The organism is Sunxiuqinia sp. sy24, assembly GCF_052677165.1.
Window position 1 is genome coordinate 14,418 of sequence record NZ_JBQYLH010000003.1, and the last position, 18,132, is coordinate 32,549.

Sequence of the window (18,132 nt, forward strand, 5' to 3'; positions counted from 1 at the left end):
GCCTCAAATTCATTTTGAGGCGGCTTTTTTTTGAGAAATCGATACACATCGAGCAAAATAACACGTATTTTAGTTATCGATTAATAAAAACACACTGGAATGAAAAAGAAATTTAAACTCATTATCTTATCCCTGTTCGCTATTACTTTCGGCTGTAGTCATTCGGGCCACAAGGATAGGAAACCGCACATTGCCATTGCTGGATTAGGGATCGAGTCAAGTACGTTCTCTCCTGCAAGAACCCATGAAGATGCCTTTCATACCTGGGAAGGCAACGAAATTTTTTCCTACTACCCATTCTTTTCAGATTCATCGCTTTTGCAACAGGCTGAATGGTCGCCAACGAAGTTGAGCCGTTCACTTCCCGGAGGAACCGTTACCCGCGAAACCTATGAATCATTGGTTGGAAAAACCCTTGAACTACTGGAAAAAAACAAGCCTTACGATGGTCTGTTTTTAGATATACACGGAGCCATGAGCGTCGTTGGCTTAGATGATCCGGAGGGTGATTTCATCCAGCGTATTCGCAAGGTTATCGGTTATGAGACACTTATTTCCACCTCAATGGACCTGCATGGGAATGTATCCTTACGTTTGGCTGAAAATTCCGACCTGATTACCTGCTACCGCATGGCGCCACACGAAGATGCCTGGGAATCGCGACAACGAGCATTGGTAAATCTGATCGATCGGGTGGAAAGCGGAAAAGGTAAACCGGCTTACAAAGCCTGGGTACCCGTCCCTATTTTATTGCCCGGAGAAAAAACCAGCACGCGCATTGAACCAGCCAAAAGCTTGTACCAGGAAGTAGCTCCGGCAACTGAGCTGGATGGTGTAATTGACGCAGCCATCTGGGTTGGTTACGCCTGGGCCGATGAGCCCCGCAATCACGCTGTAGTCATGGCTTATGGCGACGACCAGGGAAAAGTAGGCCAGGTGGCAGAACAGCTGGCTCAACACTTTTGGGATGTACGCAAAGAATTTTCGTTTGTAGCTCCCACGGGCAACCTGAAAGAATGTCTGGATCAAGCCATCAAAAGTTCAAAAAAACCATTTTTCATTAGTGACTCGGGGGATAACCCCACGGCCGGAGGTGCCGGCGACGTCAGCTGGACCTTAACCGAAGTATTGAAACGACCTGAATTTAAAAGCGCAAATGGCCCTTCGCTTATTTATGCATCTATTCCAGGCCCAGAGCTTATTGAAAAAGCCGTGAACGCAGGAGTTGGATCAAAGATTGAAGCCAATGTTGGAGCCCTTGTTGATGACCGTGATGCTCCACCTTTAAAAATAGCTGGAACAATTAAGTCCATCGTTCAAGGTGATAAAAATGCTGAAACAGAAGTGGTCGTGCGTGTTGGGAGCGTAGATATTATTGTGACCAAAAAGCGTAAGCCGTACCATACTGAAGCTGACTTCACACGTCTTGGCCTTAATCCAAGAGAAGCCGACATTGTGATGGTTAAAATAGGCTACCTCGTTCCCGAATTGTACAACATGCAGGCTGATTGGCTACTTGCTCTTACTCCCGGCGGTGTAGATCAGGACTTGGAACGTTTGGATTATCAACGAATCATTCGTCCCATGTTCCCACTGGATAAGGATATGGAAGACCCCGATCTTTCAGCCCGTTTTATTCCGATTTCTGGAACGCAGCAAGAATAGCGAAAAACATAAGCTAAGCGATAAATTGACCGCTAAAGCACACGGAATAAAAAATAGTTGAAGCACCCAAGCGGTGTAATTTTAAATTTAAAAGACCACGAAAACTGTCATTTGCAGACAGGCACCGTGGTCTTCTTTTTTATGATTTCGCTCTTCTCAGGAGAAGCAAATTAACTCAACAAATCCTCTTTCCCTTCATTCACCAACTTCAGGATTAACTCGCCAAACAAGGTATTAGCCCAGGCAAACCAAGAGCGGGTAAAATTTGCCGGATCATCCTTATGGAAGGTTTCGTGCATAAAACCGGTATCGGCATCGGTATTGCGCAGGGTTTTAACACACCAGGCAATTTCCTTTTCATTCGAACTGGTCATGGCCCGCATAATAATACTCATTGGCCAAACCATGTAATAGCCAACATGTGGGCCACCAATTCCTTCCGCAGCTTTTCCTCTAAAAAAATATGGGTTGTCTTCGCTCCAGACCAACTTTCGGGTATTCTGATAGATTTCGTCCGACTGATCGACTAGCCCGAGGTAAGGAAGCGCCAACAAACTAGGAACGTTGGCATCATCCATGAAAGTACGGTTGCCATAACCATCCACTTCAAAAGCATACACCTTACCATATTTAGGGTGTTCCACCACACCATATTGACGAATAGCTTCATCCACTTCCACTGCTAATTTCAGGCACTCCTTGGCAAACGATTGATCGCCTGTAACCTCTTCACTGATCTCAGCCATTTGTTGGAGAGAAACGACAGCAAATAAATTCGACGGAATCAGAAAACCATAGGTAGCGGCATCATCCGAAGGACGGAAAGAAGAGTTAATCAGCCCAACGGCTTTTAACGGACGACCATAGCCCCGGTTTGACACGGTATCCAACTGGCGAGCTGTTTCACGCTCGAACTTATAAGGTCCCAAACCATCCTTTCGTTGTTGTTCAATGAAAGTTTTCACGATCAACTTCGCAGCTTTCTGCCAGTCAGCATCGAAAACGGAGGTATCACCCGTTGTTTTCCAGTAATTGTATGCCAAACGAACCGTATAACACAACGAGTCAATTTCCCACTTCCGTTCGTGCAAACCAGGCTTCATATCGGTATTGTCACTCATCCAGTGAACTTTTTCCTCTTTTGTTTTATTGAAGGCATTGGCATACGGATCGAGCAACACACACTGCGTTTGGCGATTTACGACTCCGGCAAGCAACGACTGTAGTTCCTTGTCTTCTTTTGCCAGCGACATGTAAGGCCACACTTGCGCCGTTGAGTCGCGTAACCACATGGCATGAATATCACCTGTGATGACAAAAGTGTCGGGCTTGCCGTTTCTCATTCCATATTCAACCGTTGTATCCAGTGTGTTGGGAAAACAATTTTCGAACATCCAGGCCAATTTCGGATCTTTTAGTTTGGCTTTGGTCGCTGCAATTGTTTTCTCCACTGCCTTAGACGTAAAATTCCTTTTTCCGGGAGCTGGCCTGTTTGTTACATAACTAGCCTGCTTTGTTGACGCCAGCAAACCGCTCGATCCGGCAACTGCAAGCCCACTGACGGTTAATGTTCCTTTTTTCAGAAAATCTCTTCTCGTTGTCATTTTTCGTATTTTTTTTTTATTCTTTTGAAATAACCAGTTTTTTATAAGCGCTTAAATTATCAATAGCTTCAATTTTATCAGACTACAAAATTAAAGTTTTTACAGCTATTGTAATACGTTTTTAAGAAGCAAAACACTCACATGCCAAAACAAATTATATCCCTGAAAATTATACGAAACGACCTCTTTCCAATTAATATCAGGAAGCAAGAAAAAAGCAAGCGACTCCCTATGCTGAAGAGAGGAACACCAAAAAGAATGAATTCCATATTATTTCTCTTTCTAACAGCATTTTAGGCAAAAACAATTGCTTGACTCAATTTTGCGTTTTAATATTGCTTTTTGTATTACTTGAACAACTATATTTGAGGCCCAAAATAAATAACAGTTAAAGAACAATTCCAGGATAGAAAAATATGAGAAAATGGCGCATTGAAGATACAGAAGAGCTTTACAACATTAATGGTTGGGGAATCAATTATTTTTCAGTGAATGAAAAAGGGAATGTCGTAGTTACCCCTCAAAAAAATGGTGTTCAGATTGATTTAAAAGAACTGATAGATGAACTCCAGGTAAGAGATGTAGCTGCTCCAATGTTGATCCGCTTTCCGGACATTTTGGATAGTCGGATTGAAAAAATGTCAAATTGCTTTAAGTTGGCCGCCAAAGAGTACAATTACAAAGCCCAGAACTTCATCATCTATCCCATTAAAGTCAACCAAATGAGACCGGTTGTAGAGGAAATTGTCAGCCATGGCCGGAAATTCAACATTGGACTTGAAGCTGGTTCAAAACCGGAATTACATGCAGTGATTGCCACCAACACCAACAACGACTCGCTGATTATCTGCAACGGCTACAAAGATGAAGATTACATTGAACTGGCCTTGCTGGCTCAGAAAATGGGACGTAGAATCTTCATCGTTGTCGAGAAGCTGAATGAGTTGAAGTTGATTGCGCGCATCGCTCGCCGACTAAAAATAAAACCGAACCTGGGCATCCGCATCAAATTAGCCAGCTCGGGTAGTGGAAAGTGGGAAAACTCCGGGGGCGATGGCAGCAAATTTGGACTCACTTCGAGCGAATTGCTTGATGCCATGGATTATTTGAAAGAAAACGAATTGGAAAATTGCTTGAAACTGGTTCACTTTCATATTGGTAGTCAAGTGAATAAAATCCGCCGGATCAAGATTGCCTTGCGCGAAGCATCCCAGTTTTATGCCCAGATGTGCTTAAATGGCTTCAACATTGAATTTGTAGATATTGGCGGCGGCTTGGGAGTTGACTACGACGGAACCCGATCAGCCAACAACGAAAGCAGTGTCAACTATAGCATTCAAGAATACGTGAATGATGCCATTTCAACAATGGTTGACGTCAGTGAAAAAAACAATATTCCACATCCCAATATCATCACCGAATCTGGTCGCTCACTCACAGCCCATCACTCAGTACTTGTTTTTGAAGTATTGGAATCAGCTTCGCTACCCGCCTGGGACGATGACATAGAACTACACGCAGACGATCATGAATTGGTGAAAGAATTGCATTCACTGTGGGATTCGATTAACCAACCCCGGATGCTTGAAACCTGGCATGATGCCCAACAAATCCGGGAAGAAGCACTGGATCGGTTTAGCCTCGGACTGCTGGACCTGAAAACACGTGCCCAAGTGGAACGTTTATTTTGGTCCATCGCTCGCGAAATACAGCAAATGGTTAGCAAAATCAGGCACGTACCCCACGAATTACACCTATTAGACAAATTGCTGGCTGACAAATATTTTTGTAATTTCTCGCTATTTCAATCGCTACCCGATTCCTGGGCAATTGATCAGATTTTCCCAATCATGCCACTTCATCGACTGGATGAAAAGCCAGATCGCGCAGCAACCCTGCAAGATATTACTTGCGATTCGGATGGTAAAATTGATAACTTCATTTCAACCCGAAACCTTTCACACTATCTGCCGGTGCACAAACTAAAAGCGAAAGAGCCTTATTACATCGGTGTATTTTTAGTGGGTGCCTACCAGGAAATTCTGGGCGACCTGCACAACCTGTTTGGCGACACAAATGCGGTACACGTTTCGGTTGACGGAGACAGCTATTCCATCGACCAGATCATTGATGGGGAAACCGTTGCAGAGGTATTAGACTACGTTCAGTATAACCCAAAAAAAATGGTGCGCACGGTAGAGACCTGGGTGACTTCATCGGTTAAGGCAGGTACTATTTCGGCTACAGAAGGTAAGGAATTCCTGTCCAACTACCGCTCCGGATTGTATGGCTACACTTATCTCGAGTAAACAAAATTACCCTATAACGACGAAGGTCTTTCAGAAATGGGAGACCTTTTTTATGCTCCAAAAAAACATAACAGATTCACCCCAAGAATGCTACTAGCTGATGGAAATTCCGTTAAAAAAAGCAACGGTTCAAAATTAATTCGAATTACTAAAAAAACATAAGCACTCAAAGTTTATTTAAAACCGTAATTTAGCGTGGAAAGAAGAATAAAAAATACCTTCGAAAGGTCGCTGTCTTTGCGAAGGTAAAATGTGTTTACATATGCCTTTTATGAAAGATTTACGCCTTCCCGCTTTCGTTTCAATGCTCATTTCTATCCTCTTCTCCTGCCAACAACCCAACGGACAGGAACTTTACAAAATGCATTGCGCCGGATGTCACGGACTAAACCTTGAAGGCACCAGCTCAGGCGTTAAACTGATTAATCCGCTTTGGAAAAACAAAGCAGGAAGAGATTATATTAGAAATACGGTCAAGTTTGGAGTCCCGGGCACAACCATGATCAGCTGGGAAAAAGCGATGACCAACAAGGAGGTCGATGCCATTGCAGATTACCTGGTGGAAATACAAAGACATCAGCAGGCCCATGAGGTCAACACCGATCCTGAAACGGTTAAAACCAAGAACTACACGCTAAGAATTGAAAAAATAGTTATTGATCAGCTAACAACTCCCTGGGGAATCGAATTTATAAATTCCGATAGCGCGTTAATTTCAGAAAAGAATGGCAAAATGAAATGGCTAATTCAGGGGCAACTGGATACAAGTACTATTTCGGGTCTTCCAAAACCGCATATAGCGAGCACCACAGGAGGCTTCATGGACCTTGCACTGGATCCGAACTTCGAAAAAAACCGATGGATTTATTTAGCTTTTAGCCATACCCACGGCAATCCGGAAGATAGAGATGCACCGGGCATGACCAAAATCGTACGCGGAAAAATTAAAGCAAATCATTGGCAGCAAGAGCAAACCCTTTTTGAAGTGGCCGACTCTTTAAGGGTGGTGCATGGAGACCGCTGGGGCTGTCGCCTGCTTTTCGACCGGGATGGATATTTGTATTTTACCATCGGCGATATGGGGCGGGCCGAAGACTCGCAGAAACTGAACAAACCTTCGGGTAAAGTTTTTCGCATTCATCCGGAAGGATCAATCCCAAAAGACAATCCCTTTGTTGACACTCCCGGCGCCCTGTCTGCTATCTACACTATCGGTAACCGCAACACGCAGGGGCTGGCCTTAAATCCCACAAACGGAGCCATTTGGTCAACGGATCATGGGCCACAAGGCGGCGATGAGCTGAACATCATGCAGAAAGGAGCCAATTATGGCTGGCCTGTTGTTACTTTTGGTATTGATTACAGCGGTGAAATCATTTCAGAAAAAACCTTCCAGGAAGGTATGAAGCCTCCTGTTGTTCAATGGACACCTTCCATCGCTGTTTGTCCGATTGAATTTATCGCTAGTCCTTTGTTTCCAGAATGGAATAACGACCTGCTGCTTGGTGCATTGGCTTTTCAGGAACTCCGCCGACTTGAAATCAGAAATGACAAGGTCAGAAGGCAAGAAATTCTGCTGAAGGGAATGGGACGAATCCGCGATTTAAAATTTGGACCGGACGGCGCACTCTATGTGCTTACCAATAGTCCGGACCGGGTACTTAAGATTGTTCCGGAATAATCCATCACAACTGATGAGCACCAGTCATTTCTGAAAAAAAAATGTAATATCTTCGGAATAAACAGACTAACACATTGAAAAGAAAAAGTAATGAAATTTAGTCCACTGTTTTTCATCCTGTTACTCCTGCTCTGCTCTTGTTCGAAAGAGAAAGGTCAATTAGTTTATGTCGAAGCTAATCAACAACAGGGATTCAATTTCCCATATTTCATATTCCTTCCCAATGAAATGCCAGCGGACAAGGAACGATACCTGATTGTAGAGCCCAATAACTCCGGATTTGCAAGCGACAAGTTTGAGGAACATCTGGAGCAAGCCCAAAGGCTGGCTTCCAACTCATATTATTTGGGGAATTACATCGCTCAGCAACTTCAACACCCGCTGCTGGTTCCGGTGTTTCCAAGGCCCAAAACCGATTGGCAAATTTATACGCACGCCCTTGATCGCGATGCCATGAACCAGCACGACAATGAGCTGAAGCGCCTGGACCTGCAACTCCTCGCAATGATTGATGATGCCCAAAAACGCTTACACAACCTGGGATATACTACGAAGGAAAAAATTTTAATGACCGGTTTTTCGGCTTCAGGAACGTTTGGCAACCGATTTTCCCTTCTGCATCCTGAACAGATTTTGGCGGTTGCTGCCGGTGGACTGAATGGTCTGCTGATGCTTCCTACAGACAGTCTCCAGGGAAAAGTCCTGAACTATCCGTTGGGAACCCATGATTTTGAGAGCCGCTTTGAAAAATCATTTAACAGCCAAGCATTTCAATCGCTACCTCAATTTTTGTTTATGGGTGAGCTGGACGACAATGATGCCATTCCCTTTGCCGATGGCTATGATGCGGATGAGCGCGATTTAATTCACCTGTTGCTGGGAGAAGAGATGCAGCCTCAACGATGGAACAGTTGCCGCGAAATTTATCGCAATCACGAAATAAACGCCACCGTAAAAACATATCCTGAAATTGGTCATAAACATCCCCAGATCGTCAAAGAAGAAGTGTTGGAGTTTTTCCGATCTGCAATTGAAAAAGCAGAAGTCAGAAAGTAAATTAAGTTGATCGTTCTGACTCGTCCATGCGCTCACATCAGGCATTTGACAAAAAGAGAAATACGCTCTTTGTTATAGGCAAACAAAAAACAGCAGGGTCCTCCATTTCTTACCCAGACACCCCCTTCCCTCTTACTAACGGCAATAAAAATGGCTTTACAAGTTCCTGATAATTAATCGGCTCCTTTTTTATCTTTTCCAACATCAAACAGAAAGTCCTTTTAGGTGTTCAAGGAGTAAAATTAATTGTTAAAAAAAATCGCACTATGGATGAGTTTTTGGCTGCACGTTTGCAGATGGCCGTCTCTCTTGGGTTTCATATTGTTTTTGCCTGTATAGGCATGGTGATGCCGTGGTTTATGTTTGTGGCTGAATGGAAGTGGCTTCGGACCAACAATCCTGTTTACCTTGATTTAGCCAAAGCCTGGGCAAAGGGTGTCGCCATCTTTTTTGCTGTTGGTGCCGTATCCGGAACAGTTCTTTCGTTTGAACTCGGAATGTTATGGCCCACGTTTATGGAACATGCAGGCCCCATTTTCGGAATGCCTTTTTCGTATGAAGGAACGGCCTTTTTTGTTGAAGCCATCGCCTTGGGTTTGTGGCTTTATGGCTGGAACCGCCTCAACAAAAAGGTTCACTTGTATATCGGCATGGTTGTCGGCATTGCCGGGGTTATGTCGGGTGTCTTTGTTATTTCAGCTAATGCCTGGATGAACGCACCCGCTGGCTTCGACTGGATTGGCGGGCAAGCGTACAATATTGACCCGGTGGCTGCCATGTTTAATAAAGCTTGGTTTGCGCAAACCCACCACATGATCATCGCCGCTTTTTCGGCCACAGGTTTTGCTGTTGCCGGGGTTCATGCGATGCTCTACCTTAAAAACAAACTGGAGATTCATGCCAAAGCGCTTACCATTGCGCTGGCTTTTGCTTCAGTAGCAGCCTTGCTACAACCACTCAGTGGAGACCATGCCGCCAAGAATGTTGCCGAACTACAACCAGCCAAGCTAGCAGCTTTTGAAGCACACTTTGAAACACAAAAATCAGCTCCACTTATTATCGGAGGAATTCCGGATGTCGAAAATCGCGAGGTTAACTATGCCATCAAACTCCCCGGTTTTCTGAGCTTCCTGGCTCATGGTGACTTCAATGCCGAAGTAAAAGGACTGGAAGAGTTTCCGGAGGACGAATGGCCTCCGGTACCTATTGTCCATTATTCCTTTCAACTAATGGTGGGCATTGGCATGTTTCTGATTTTACTGGCGGTCATCTTTTTAGCCGGAACCTACAAATGGAAACACTGGCTCGAAAAACGCTGGTGGCTCAAGTTGTTAATGATCGCCACTCCCCTGGGGTTTATTGCCATTCAAGCCGGATGGGTAGTCACCGAAGTTGGTCGCCAACCCTGGATCATTTACGGCATCATGAAAACCAAAGATGCCCTGACCCCCATGCCGGGAATTCAGTATACCTTTTACACCATTACGGCCGTGTACCTGCTCTTAACTTTTGTTGTTGCCTGGCTTATGAGCCGCCAAATAAAAATGCTTCAAAATAAATATCGCTCTCATGACTGAAACAATTTTAATCATACTCGGAATTGCTCTCTTGCTCTATGTTTTGCTTGGAGGTGCTGACTTTGGAGGTGGCATCCTGGAACTGCTGTCGCGCGGAAAAGCGTCCAGCATTGTATCTCGAGCCATTGCGCCAGTTTGGGAAGCCAACCATGTCTGGCTCATTCTGGTGGTGGTCATCTTATTCGTTGGTTTTCCAACGGTTTACTCCACCATTTTAACGGCTTTACACATTCCGGTTTTGCTGGCACTTATCGGCATTATTATGCGAGGCTCGGCTTTCACTTTCCGGCATTACGATCTGGAGGCTGATCGGTCAAAAGCCATCTACTCCTCCATTTTCCGTTACTCAAGCCTGTTCACCACCTTTTTCCTAGGCGTAACGGTGGGTGGAATCATCCTGGGCGACATCTCCATGGACTATTCGAAAGGATTTTTTGCCATCTACGTTCATCCCTGGCTCAACTGGTTTTCATTTGCCATGGGCATTTTTCTGGTCGTGCTTTTTGCCTTTCTAGCTACTATTTTCACCTTGGGCGAAACGAAAGAAAAAGAGCACGTTGAGCGCTTCACTAAAATGGCTAAACACCTGATTGTAACATTAGTTATTACAGGTGCAGTGGTTTTTGCAACCGCCCAACTCGAAGGACATCCGCTGTTTCTTGAGTTCTACCAATCGGTGCCCAGTTTAATCAGCATCATCCTGGCTACCCTGGCGCTGCCCCTGCTGTGGATCAACCTAAACCGGAACAAACGCAATTGGCTTCGACTGATTGCCGGCTTTCAAACAACCATGATTATTGTGGGTTGGTTTGCCATTCAATTTCCGGTGCTGGTTAAAATTAACGATGCCGTAGATATAACGGTTGAAAGTTCCAGTGCTCCGCACCAGGTGCAACTCCAATTGCTGATTGCACTGATCTTTGGTGTACTGATCATCCTGCCATTCACCGGCTATTTATACAAAACATTCAAATTTAACAAAGAAGAATAAACCAAAGCATAAAGGGAAAAAGCCTGCCACAACGCTCTTTCCCTTTTTTTCTTCATTTGAACATTGGCAGGACCAATCGCATTCAACTGTCTCCAATTGTATTCTAGCGTTTTCATGTTCGCCGAATAAAAAGCCTGACGAAATCGTCGTCCGCTTAGGTCTTTTGAGAAAAGCCTGCCACAGCATAAGCCACTGCAGCTCCCACCATCACCCAAATAAATCCGGCTTCAACAGAAATTAACACAGCCAGACTAGTGCTCACCACCGATGCACATCCATTGACCGCCCAAGCCCAGGGAACAGCCGTCGGCTGCTGACTGCTGACTTTGCTTAAGCCCAAGGGGAAAGGCAAGCCCATTAACAAGCCCGGGATGCAAACAAGCAAAACCATCATACCAACTTTCATCGGCATAGAGAGTGAGTTTAGTCCTCGCAACACCGGAGCTAACAAAAGCGCATAGCCCAAAATCAGGATCGCAATACAAAAGCTGATGATCATCAAATGTCGGGATTTACTCACGATTCGGCTGGAAAAATAGCTACCGATACCCGATGACAACAGCAGCAGGCTGATAACACCTGAAGCAGCATAAATTGGAAGTCCTAAAAAAAGCTTGAACTGCTGTATAAAAACCATTTCAACAAAGAGATAGCCTAAGCCAATGCCCGCAAAATAAAAAAAAAGCTTGCCCTTCCCTTGCAGCTTGAAGGAAGATGGCACCAACGGCAATAAGATAAAAATCAGCGAAGCTGCCACCAGCAAAACAAAAGTCAGCCAGAGAACCACATAGCCCAACTCCATGAAAGGAATCGTTTGATTTCCAAACAATGTTTTGAGCCTGGGCAGGCTGGACAAGCGCAGAAACTGAAAAAAATGGGGGAGGTTATCGGTGGCGGGTCGAATGCGAAAAGCATATTGCCGGTAGAGCGACTCAACCGAATCGGTCATCAGTTGATCAACAGCCTGAAAAAACCAAGGGTCATCCAGCTGGTTGTAATCATCTCGCTTAAAATTCCCATCTCCCGGCAAAATCAATGGATCGTAATACTGTTCCGCACAAAACGTTCGGATTCTGTCAAGCTCTTGAGAAGTAAATGGCGATTTTTTAGCCACCAATGTGAGGGTGCTCCAGCTGCGAATAACCACCAAATGATCCTTCTTTTGCAGCCCCTCCCCTTCAAGCAAATCAGAAAAAGTAGCCAGCATTCTTAGTGGACTTCGGATCGGATAATCCATCCAGCAACTTACACTGAGAAGTCCGTCAGGAGTTAGTCGCAACCAAAGCTCATCCATTGCTTCGCGAGTCAGGTCGTAGCGTTGCTCCAGCGCATTGAGCCCCGAAGAACCCCAAAAGGAGCCAATTTCGGGCAACTGAATCAGATCGTAAAATACACGGCTGCTGCGCAAAAACGAACGAGGTTCCAACGGCATAATCCGGATGGTTGAATCGTGCTGGAAATTCCCTGTCGAATCTTCTTCCAGCAAAGCAATCAGCCCCCGGTTGGGCTCTACCGCATCAATCTGCTGAACACCAAACGACAAGGCCAGGCTTATTTGCTCCCCTGTGCCGCTGCGCAAAATTAAGGCTCTTTCAAGCGACTGTATCTGATAAGGCAATGCCTGCGTGGTATACCGTAAAATTGAATCCGTGCGGGGAAGCAACACACCCACTCCATCTCCATTATTAAAAACTCCCGGGCGTGCAGGAATATTCCCGCGGTAGCTCAGGCTCAAACCAGGAGCATAACGTAAAGCCGGCGAACCCACCACTTCCAGCAAACCATAAGGGCTTTGGTGCTCACGAATTACCCGGGCATCGGGAAGCAGCAAGGTCTTTTCAATGCTTTTATATTCCGATCGGACCAAGGGAGGAGCATCCGCATTCATCACAAGCAAAACAAGCAAACTCACCCAAAAGACGATGCGCAAGCGGCTGGAAGCAGGCAGCCAAAAACCGCCAAAGAACGGAAGGATTGCCAGTAAGGCCGGTATTCCTGCTGTAGGAGAAAGCCACATAAGCGCCAGCGCCAGCCCTCCTCCCAAGCCCGAGCCCAGCAAGTTGGCAAAATAGAGCCGCCCAATCCCGGTACCATATTGCACAAAGCTCAAGCCGATAGCCAAGGCTCCCAGAAAAAAAGGTAGCAGCAAAAACAAGCATGTTAAAGCCAGGCGAACCAGATGGCGACTGTCCTTAAACAGCAGGTAAGTGTCGAAACGAAAAGCTTCGGACTGAATAACCAGGGGGCTAACAGCCATTGTAAGGGAGCAGAGCAGCAGCAAAACCGGATAAACCGTAGTAAAGTTCCGGACAAGACCTTTTCTGAAAAACGCCAGAAATGTGCCGGAAGCCCCAAAGCCCAGTAAGGCCAACGATATAATTAAATGGGCAAAATGATACCATTGGGTAATGGAAAACAATTGCATCAAAGCCAGCTGAAAAGCAATGAGTGCGACCGACATCAAACCAATGCCCAACCCAACCCGGTTGATATGCGGCGTGGTGGTCCTAATCATCTTGTCGGGTAAAAGGAACAAACCGCACCGGAAGCAAGTTTTTTGTCCGGACTTTGTCCTGCTTTTTCTCAATCAATTTCAGCATTTGAACCTGAAAAGGAGAACCTACCGGAATAATCATCCGTCCACCGTCCTTGAGCTGTTCAATTAAAAGAGGCGGAATGTAGTTGGCCGCTGCCGTCACCACAATGGCATCAAAAGGTCCAGCTTCAGCCCAGCCATAATACCCATCGGCAATCTTTACCCGGACGTTGTTGTAGTTCAAATCGCGCAAGCATTGTCTGGCCGCCTGCCCCAGCGCCTCCACAATTTCAATGGTATAAACCGAATCAACAATTTCGGCTAGCACAGCAGCCTGATAGCCCGAACCTGTGCCAATCTCCAACACTTTAAAGTCAGACTTCGGACGAACCTGTTCGGTCATATAGGCAACAATGTAAGGCTGCGATATGGTTTGTCCGTAGCCAATTGGCAACGGCCCGTCGCGGTAGGCTTCTGCCAGATAGTCCAGCGGAACAAACTGATGACGGGGTACGGTTCGCATGGCCTCCAACACCTCCTGATCGTGGATGCCGCGGGCTTGAATTTGCATGCGTACCATTTGTTTACGCGCTTGCACGAAGGCTTCGGGCTGAGCGCCAGCCAACGGAATGGTGAAGCTTAAAACAACCCACAAAAAAGGGACAAGTGAAAGAGCCATGGCTTCAAACGTTTACAATCGGTTTCCTGTTGCCATCTACGCAACAGGTGAGAAGAGGTTATCGTCCAAAGACCTGCCAGTCGATCTTCCCCGCAACGGTAAACTTTGCTGCATCAGAAACGTAAGCCCCTGAAAACGCGCAACCCATGTTACTGCAATTTATCGTATTGGCCCTGTTCGGAATGGCCATGGCACATGTTGAAGGAGTGGTAGTGGTTTATCTTCGAAAAGCCATTGGCTTACTCGACCCGGAAGTAGACAACCGGCAAGCACTGGAGCAAGTTCCACGCCGCTATGTGCAAATTGAAATGACGCGTGAAGCAGCCACCATTGTCATGCTGGTCAGTCTGGCCTGGCTGGTGGGTGAAAACCTGCTCCATCAGATCATGGTGTTTCTGTGGACCTTCGCCTTTTGGGATTTGTTCTATTACGTATCGCTTTACCTGCTCATCGGCTGGCCCCCCAAACTCACCACCACCGACGTACTTTTCCTCATTCCACGGCCCTGGATTGCCCCGGTCTGGTTTCCGCTAGGCGTTTCCTCACTTACCATCATTCTTATTTTTCTGTTGTATCTGCTTCCCTATTGCTGAATACCCATAATCGCAGACTTTAGCCTAAAACCAAAAAAAAAAGCGGTTGTATACAACGGACTTTCAGAATTTCCTGTTGCATGCAACCGCCTTCAGCCCGCATATATTTATATGGTTCTGAATTAAACTTGAAAAGCCTATTCCTGCTTTTTATCCGGGCCTTTCGCAGGTTTCTGCTCCCGCGGGCCACGCTTGTAAATAATCAGTCCATTCAGGAAATTTCGTAAAATCTGATCCTGAAGTGGCTTGTAATTCGGATGTTCAACACTTCGGAAGAAAGCTCCCAACTCACTCTTGGTCACCTTGTAATCCACCAGATTTAGAATCTCCACAATATCTTCATCGCGCAATTTCAGGGCTACGCGTAGCTTTTTCAGAATGTCATTATTGGTAAGGGGCATCGTTTTATTTTTTTTGAAATGAAAATTAATTCTCTTACTACGGCTTGCTCTTTCCGAATTGATAAACAGCAAACCTTTGCACAAAAGTAGCAGATTAAATCGGATTGCGGGCGTATTCAATCACCTTGTCAAAATATGAAAACGGAATACTCATGCGTGGGCAACAAAACCTCAAGGCCGGAAACCCTCGCCATGGCATGGGCGGAAGAACTCCGGAGCGGGACTCCCTCCGCACAATGAACCTAATGACTTTCCGTGAAATGAAGAACTTGCAAATCGCTTCAGTACAAAAAAACAGCACAAATTACTCGTCCGCCTTCCATGAAATGGTTACTTGCTGCGCGCCCCAATCCAGTGCTGCGTTCCTATCGTTTCCCATATAAATATCGATTCGCCGGGTCCAGCGCCTATTCATTTTATCGAGTACCCGGTAAGTTCCCGGCAGTCCTTCTATTTTCACCTTGGTGTCGTAGCTTAGGCCTTCGGGAATCAGGTCGCGCGAAACCGCAATGCACTTCATGCCAGGCTCGAGCGTATCGCCCCAAGCTGCAATTGCTTCGTGATCGGGGTGTGTTTGTGAGCCAATAGAGTTGTAAGCTGTAGCGGTGACCTCCATCACTTTCACCGTTCTACCCGCGCAACCACTGGCAACAAAACCGAGTCCCATCGCACCAACGATGAGCCACTTCAACCACGAAAAATCTGTTTTCAGCATCCAATTTTAAAACTTGTTCTGTTAATAGTAAGTCTTCCGGGTACATCATTGTTCAATTGGTGTGCTTATAGCAATCGTTGAATAAAATCCGGCGGACGGCGGAAATTTGTCCCCAAAGTTTCTATATGCTTCAAAAAGCTGGACGTTAAGTAATGCAGTCTATTTTAAATTACTGAAGAAGAATTAGCTCAGGGACAAGCTCTTATCAGTACCATTGAAGGCGCCCGCTCTGAGTTCCTGCGCGAAGTGGGGGAATCGGAAGATACAACAAAACAGAAAGACACCGCCTTTGCCAACCTGGATGAGTGGATGAGCAATTTTTATGCAGTCGCTGCAATTGCTTTGAAAGATCATCCTCAACTGCTGGAAGCGCTGGGAAAATCGGTAAGAAGCTAATCGATATACGATGAACCAATAAACAAAGGATCCAATCTATTGAAAGATCGGATCCTTTGTTCGCATACGAGTCAGCGCATTAAAAAGCCTTTTATTCACCTACTAGCAGGGTTCCCCCATTTTGCAGGCCTTCGATGTTGGTGATTCGGATCTGGCTCACGCCTTTTTGAATGGCATTGAAGCTGTTATCCAGCTTGGGAATCATACCGGCATGAATAGCTCCCGAAGCCTGCAAGTCCTTAAACTGACTGTGATTCAGCGAGGCAATCACCGAGCGATTGTCTTCAGCATCTTCCAACACACCAGGTTTTTCGAAACAAAAGACCAGCTCAACATCAAAGTACTTACTAAAGCCTATGGCAGCTTCAGCAGCAATGGTATCGGCATTGGTGTTCAGCAGTTGTCCGTTTTTATCATGCGTTAAAGGCGCCAATACCGGCACCACCTGGTTTTCCACCAACAACTTCAGCTGATCCACATGCACCGAAACAACATCGCCCACAAAGCCATAGTCGATCGTTGCCACCGGACGCTTCACCGCCTGCATGTAATTCAGGTCGGCGCCGGTCAGGCCGATGGCATTGATGTCATTTGCCTGCAACCGGGCCACAATATTTTTGTTGACCAGACCGCCATACACCATGGTTACCACTTCCAGCATGTTGGCATCGGTAATACGTCGGCCATCCACCATTTGGGTTTCAACGCCCATGCGTTCGGCCATGGCTGTTGCCGATCGGCCTCCGCCATGCACCAACACTTTCAAACCTTCCAATTGCGCAAAACGCGCCAGCAAGTCCTGCAGCGATTCGTTTTCTTCAACCACCTTGCCCCCCACTTTTACGAGGGTGAGTTTTTGCTTCTTCATAAAATGTCTTTCAATTTGTCCTTGTATGCCCCTTTGTCCTCCTGAACGTATTTAAGGAGCTCTTCATGTACGATCCCCAAACAGGTTCGGGATGACTATTTATTTCATCTGATCCAACAACATTTTCAATACTGCTTGAGCGGAAAACAAACGATTTTCTGCTTCGGGCACAACAATGGAGTTTGGTCCGTCAATTACCGAGTCGCTCACAATCATGTTTCGCCGCACGGGCAAGCAGTGCATAAATTTGGCCTTGTTGGTTACCGTCATCTGCCGGTCCGAAACCGTCCAGTCCCGATCCTGCGACAATACCCTGCCATAATCGCCATAGGCTGCCCAGCTTTTCGCGTAGATAAAGTCAGCCCCTTCAAAAGCCTTCATTTGGTCGTATTCCGGCTTCAGGTCTCCCATAAACTCAGGTGCCAATTCATACCCTTCGGGATGGGTAACCACGAGTTCATAATCTGTTTCGCGCATCCATTCCACAAACGAGTTAGGCACAGCCTGGGGCAAAGCGCGCGGATGGGGCGCCCAAGTCATCACTACTTTGGGACGTTCTTTGGTTTTATGCTCCTCGATGGTCACCAAGTCGGCAAACGACTGCAACGGGTGGCGGGTTGCCGCCTCCATGCTCACCACCGGTACGCCGGCATAATCGATAAACTGCTGAATAATTTTTTCCTGGTAATCATCCTCGCGGTTTTCAAATTTGGCAAAGGAGCGAACACCAATGATGTCGCAATACTTGCCAATAACAGGTACTGCTTCGCGAATATGCTCAGGTTTGTCGCTATCCATAACAACCCCCAGCTCTGTTTCCAGCTTCCAGCCACCTTCATTTATATCGAAGACAATTACGTTCATCCCCAGGTTTAAACCAGCCTTCTGGGTGCTTAGGCGGGTGCGTAGGCTGGAATTAAAGAAAACCAGCAACAGGGTTTTATTTTTTCCTAAGGATTGGTATTGGTAGGGATCTTTTTTAAGTTCTAATGCTAATTTCAGGGCCTCATCGAGGTTATCCAAGTCGTGTACTGATGTAAAGTGTTTCATAATTAGATTAA

The 18,132-nt window shown here is 46.0% G+C and carries 15 protein-coding genes; 8 read left to right on the plus strand and 7 right to left on the minus strand.

Annotated elements, in window-relative coordinates:
- Positions 1-99: 99 nt before the first annotated feature.
- A complete protein-coding gene (locus tag ACUNWA_RS03730; RefSeq protein WP_445590538.1) occupies positions 100-1,665 on the plus strand; it encodes a M81 family metallopeptidase in 1,566 nt (521 codons plus the stop codon).
- A 170-nt stretch (positions 1,666-1,835) separates the two neighbouring features.
- Here ACUNWA_RS03730 and ACUNWA_RS03735 read toward each other — a convergent pair whose 3' ends face one another.
- A complete protein-coding gene (locus ACUNWA_RS03735) occupies positions 1,836-3,269 on the minus strand; it encodes a glycoside hydrolase family 125 protein (protein WP_445590539.1) in 1,434 nt (477 codons plus the stop codon).
- A 416-nt stretch (positions 3,270-3,685) separates the two neighbouring features.
- Here ACUNWA_RS03735 and speA point away from each other — a divergent pair, with 416 nt between their 5' ends.
- The 5 genes from speA (at position 3,686) to ACUNWA_RS03760 (ending at position 10,883) form a co-directional block, all read left to right on the plus strand.
- The gene (speA, locus tag ACUNWA_RS03740; RefSeq protein ID WP_445590540.1) at positions 3,686-5,578 is read left to right on the plus strand and encodes a biosynthetic arginine decarboxylase; all 1,893 of its coding nucleotides are present in this window, start codon (positions 3,686-3,688) and stop codon (positions 5,576-5,578) included.
- Between the two features lie 262 nt (positions 5,579-5,840).
- A complete protein-coding gene (locus ACUNWA_RS03745) occupies positions 5,841-7,259 on the plus strand; it encodes a PQQ-dependent sugar dehydrogenase (RefSeq protein WP_445590541.1) in 1,419 nt (472 codons plus the stop codon).
- Between the two features lie 90 nt (positions 7,260-7,349).
- Positions 7,350-8,315, plus strand: a complete 966-nt coding sequence (locus ACUNWA_RS03750) for a hypothetical protein (RefSeq protein ID WP_445590542.1) — start codon at positions 7,350-7,352, stop codon at positions 8,313-8,315.
- A gap of 266 nt (positions 8,316-8,581) precedes the next feature.
- Entirely contained in the window at positions 8,582-9,892 is a 1,311-nt protein-coding gene (locus tag ACUNWA_RS03755; protein ID WP_445590543.1) for a cytochrome ubiquinol oxidase subunit I, read from the plus strand.
- A complete protein-coding gene (locus tag ACUNWA_RS03760) occupies positions 9,885-10,883 on the plus strand; it encodes a cytochrome d ubiquinol oxidase subunit II (protein ID WP_445590544.1) in 999 nt (332 codons plus the stop codon). The genes ACUNWA_RS03755 and ACUNWA_RS03760 overlap by 8 nt, the downstream gene beginning before the upstream one ends.
- Before the next feature lie 154 nt (positions 10,884-11,037).
- Here the strand turns inward: ACUNWA_RS03760 and ACUNWA_RS03765 are convergent, their stop codons facing one another.
- Both ACUNWA_RS03765 and ACUNWA_RS03770 read right to left on the minus strand, forming a co-directional pair.
- Complete coding sequence (locus tag ACUNWA_RS03765) at positions 11,038-13,398, minus strand: hypothetical protein (RefSeq protein ID WP_445590545.1); 2,361 nt, start codon at positions 13,396-13,398, stop codon at positions 11,038-11,040.
- Positions 13,391-14,098, minus strand: coding sequence for a protein-L-isoaspartate(D-aspartate) O-methyltransferase (locus ACUNWA_RS03770; RefSeq protein ID WP_445590546.1), 708 nt, complete (start codon positions 14,096-14,098; stop codon positions 13,391-13,393). Before ACUNWA_RS03770 ends, ACUNWA_RS03765 begins: the two co-directional genes overlap by 8 nt.
- Before the next feature lie 146 nt (positions 14,099-14,244).
- Here ACUNWA_RS03770 and ACUNWA_RS03775 point away from each other — a divergent pair, with 146 nt between their 5' ends.
- Positions 14,245-14,691 carry a hypothetical protein gene (locus ACUNWA_RS03775; protein WP_430972191.1) on the plus strand — a complete coding sequence of 149 codons (447 nt, stop codon included), beginning with the start codon at positions 14,245-14,247 and terminating at the stop codon, positions 14,689-14,691.
- Positions 14,692-14,828: 137 nt separating this feature from the next.
- Here the strand turns inward: ACUNWA_RS03775 and ACUNWA_RS03780 are convergent, their stop codons facing one another.
- A complete protein-coding gene (locus tag ACUNWA_RS03780) occupies positions 14,829-15,092 on the minus strand; it encodes a DUF1456 family protein (protein ID WP_093920015.1) in 264 nt (87 codons plus the stop codon).
- A gap of 304 nt (positions 15,093-15,396) precedes the next feature.
- Complete coding sequence (locus tag ACUNWA_RS03785) at positions 15,397-15,807, minus strand: 3D domain-containing protein (protein ID WP_445590547.1); 411 nt, start codon at positions 15,805-15,807, stop codon at positions 15,397-15,399.
- A gap of 246 nt (positions 15,808-16,053) precedes the next feature.
- On the opposite strand from ACUNWA_RS03785, the gene ACUNWA_RS03790 reads away from it, so the two are divergent.
- Entirely contained in the window at positions 16,054-16,203 is a 150-nt protein-coding gene (locus ACUNWA_RS03790) for a hypothetical protein (protein WP_445590548.1), read from the plus strand.
- 91 nt (positions 16,204-16,294) lie between these two features.
- Here the strand turns inward: ACUNWA_RS03790 and argB are convergent, their stop codons facing one another.
- Both argB and ACUNWA_RS03800 read right to left on the minus strand, forming a co-directional pair.
- Complete coding sequence (argB, locus tag ACUNWA_RS03795) at positions 16,295-17,071, minus strand: acetylglutamate kinase (protein ID WP_445590549.1); 777 nt, start codon at positions 17,069-17,071, stop codon at positions 16,295-16,297.
- Between the two features lie 99 nt (positions 17,072-17,170).
- Positions 17,171-18,121 carry an N-acetylornithine carbamoyltransferase gene (locus ACUNWA_RS03800; RefSeq protein WP_445590550.1) on the minus strand — a complete coding sequence of 317 codons (951 nt, stop codon included), beginning with the start codon at positions 18,119-18,121 and terminating at the stop codon, positions 17,171-17,173.
- Positions 18,122-18,132 lie beyond the last annotated feature (11 nt).

What these genes read in the sequence shown, in the direction of transcription:
- ACUNWA_RS03765 (WP_445590545.1), bottom strand. Translation starts at nt 13,398, where the DNA reads ATGATTAGGACCACCACGCCGCATATCAACCGGGTTGGGTTGGGCATT.
- ACUNWA_RS03760 (WP_445590544.1), top strand. Translation starts at nt 9,885, where the DNA reads ATGACTGAAACAATTTTAATCATACTCGGAATTGCTCTCTTGCTCTAT.
- ACUNWA_RS03780 (WP_093920015.1), bottom strand. Translation starts at nt 15,092, where the DNA reads ATGCCCCTTACCAATAATGACATTCTGAAAAAGCTACGCGTAGCCCTG.
- ACUNWA_RS03730 (WP_445590538.1), top strand. Translation starts at nt 100, where the DNA reads ATGAAAAAGAAATTTAAACTCATTATCTTATCCCTGTTCGCTATTACT.
- ACUNWA_RS03770 (WP_445590546.1), bottom strand. Translation starts at nt 14,098, where the DNA reads ATGGCTCTTTCACTTGTCCCTTTTTTGTGGGTTGTTTTAAGCTTCACC.
- ACUNWA_RS03775 (WP_430972191.1), top strand. Translation starts at nt 14,245, where the DNA reads ATGTTACTGCAATTTATCGTATTGGCCCTGTTCGGAATGGCCATGGCA.
- ACUNWA_RS03745 (WP_445590541.1), top strand. Translation starts at nt 5,841, where the DNA reads ATGCCTTTTATGAAAGATTTACGCCTTCCCGCTTTCGTTTCAATGCTC.
- argB (WP_445590549.1), bottom strand. Translation starts at nt 17,071, where the DNA reads ATGAAGAAGCAAAAACTCACCCTCGTAAAAGTGGGGGGCAAGGTGGTT.
- ACUNWA_RS03755 (WP_445590543.1), top strand. Translation starts at nt 8,582, where the DNA reads ATGGATGAGTTTTTGGCTGCACGTTTGCAGATGGCCGTCTCTCTTGGG.
- ACUNWA_RS03785 (WP_445590547.1), bottom strand. Translation starts at nt 15,807, where the DNA reads ATGCTGAAAACAGATTTTTCGTGGTTGAAGTGGCTCATCGTTGGTGCG.
- ACUNWA_RS03800 (WP_445590550.1), bottom strand. Translation starts at nt 18,121, where the DNA reads ATGAAACACTTTACATCAGTACACGACTTGGATAACCTCGATGAGGCC.
- ACUNWA_RS03735 (WP_445590539.1), bottom strand. Translation starts at nt 3,269, where the DNA reads ATGACAACGAGAAGAGATTTTCTGAAAAAAGGAACATTAACCGTCAGT.
- speA (WP_445590540.1), top strand. Translation starts at nt 3,686, where the DNA reads ATGAGAAAATGGCGCATTGAAGATACAGAAGAGCTTTACAACATTAAT.
- ACUNWA_RS03750 (WP_445590542.1), top strand. Translation starts at nt 7,350, where the DNA reads ATGAAATTTAGTCCACTGTTTTTCATCCTGTTACTCCTGCTCTGCTCT.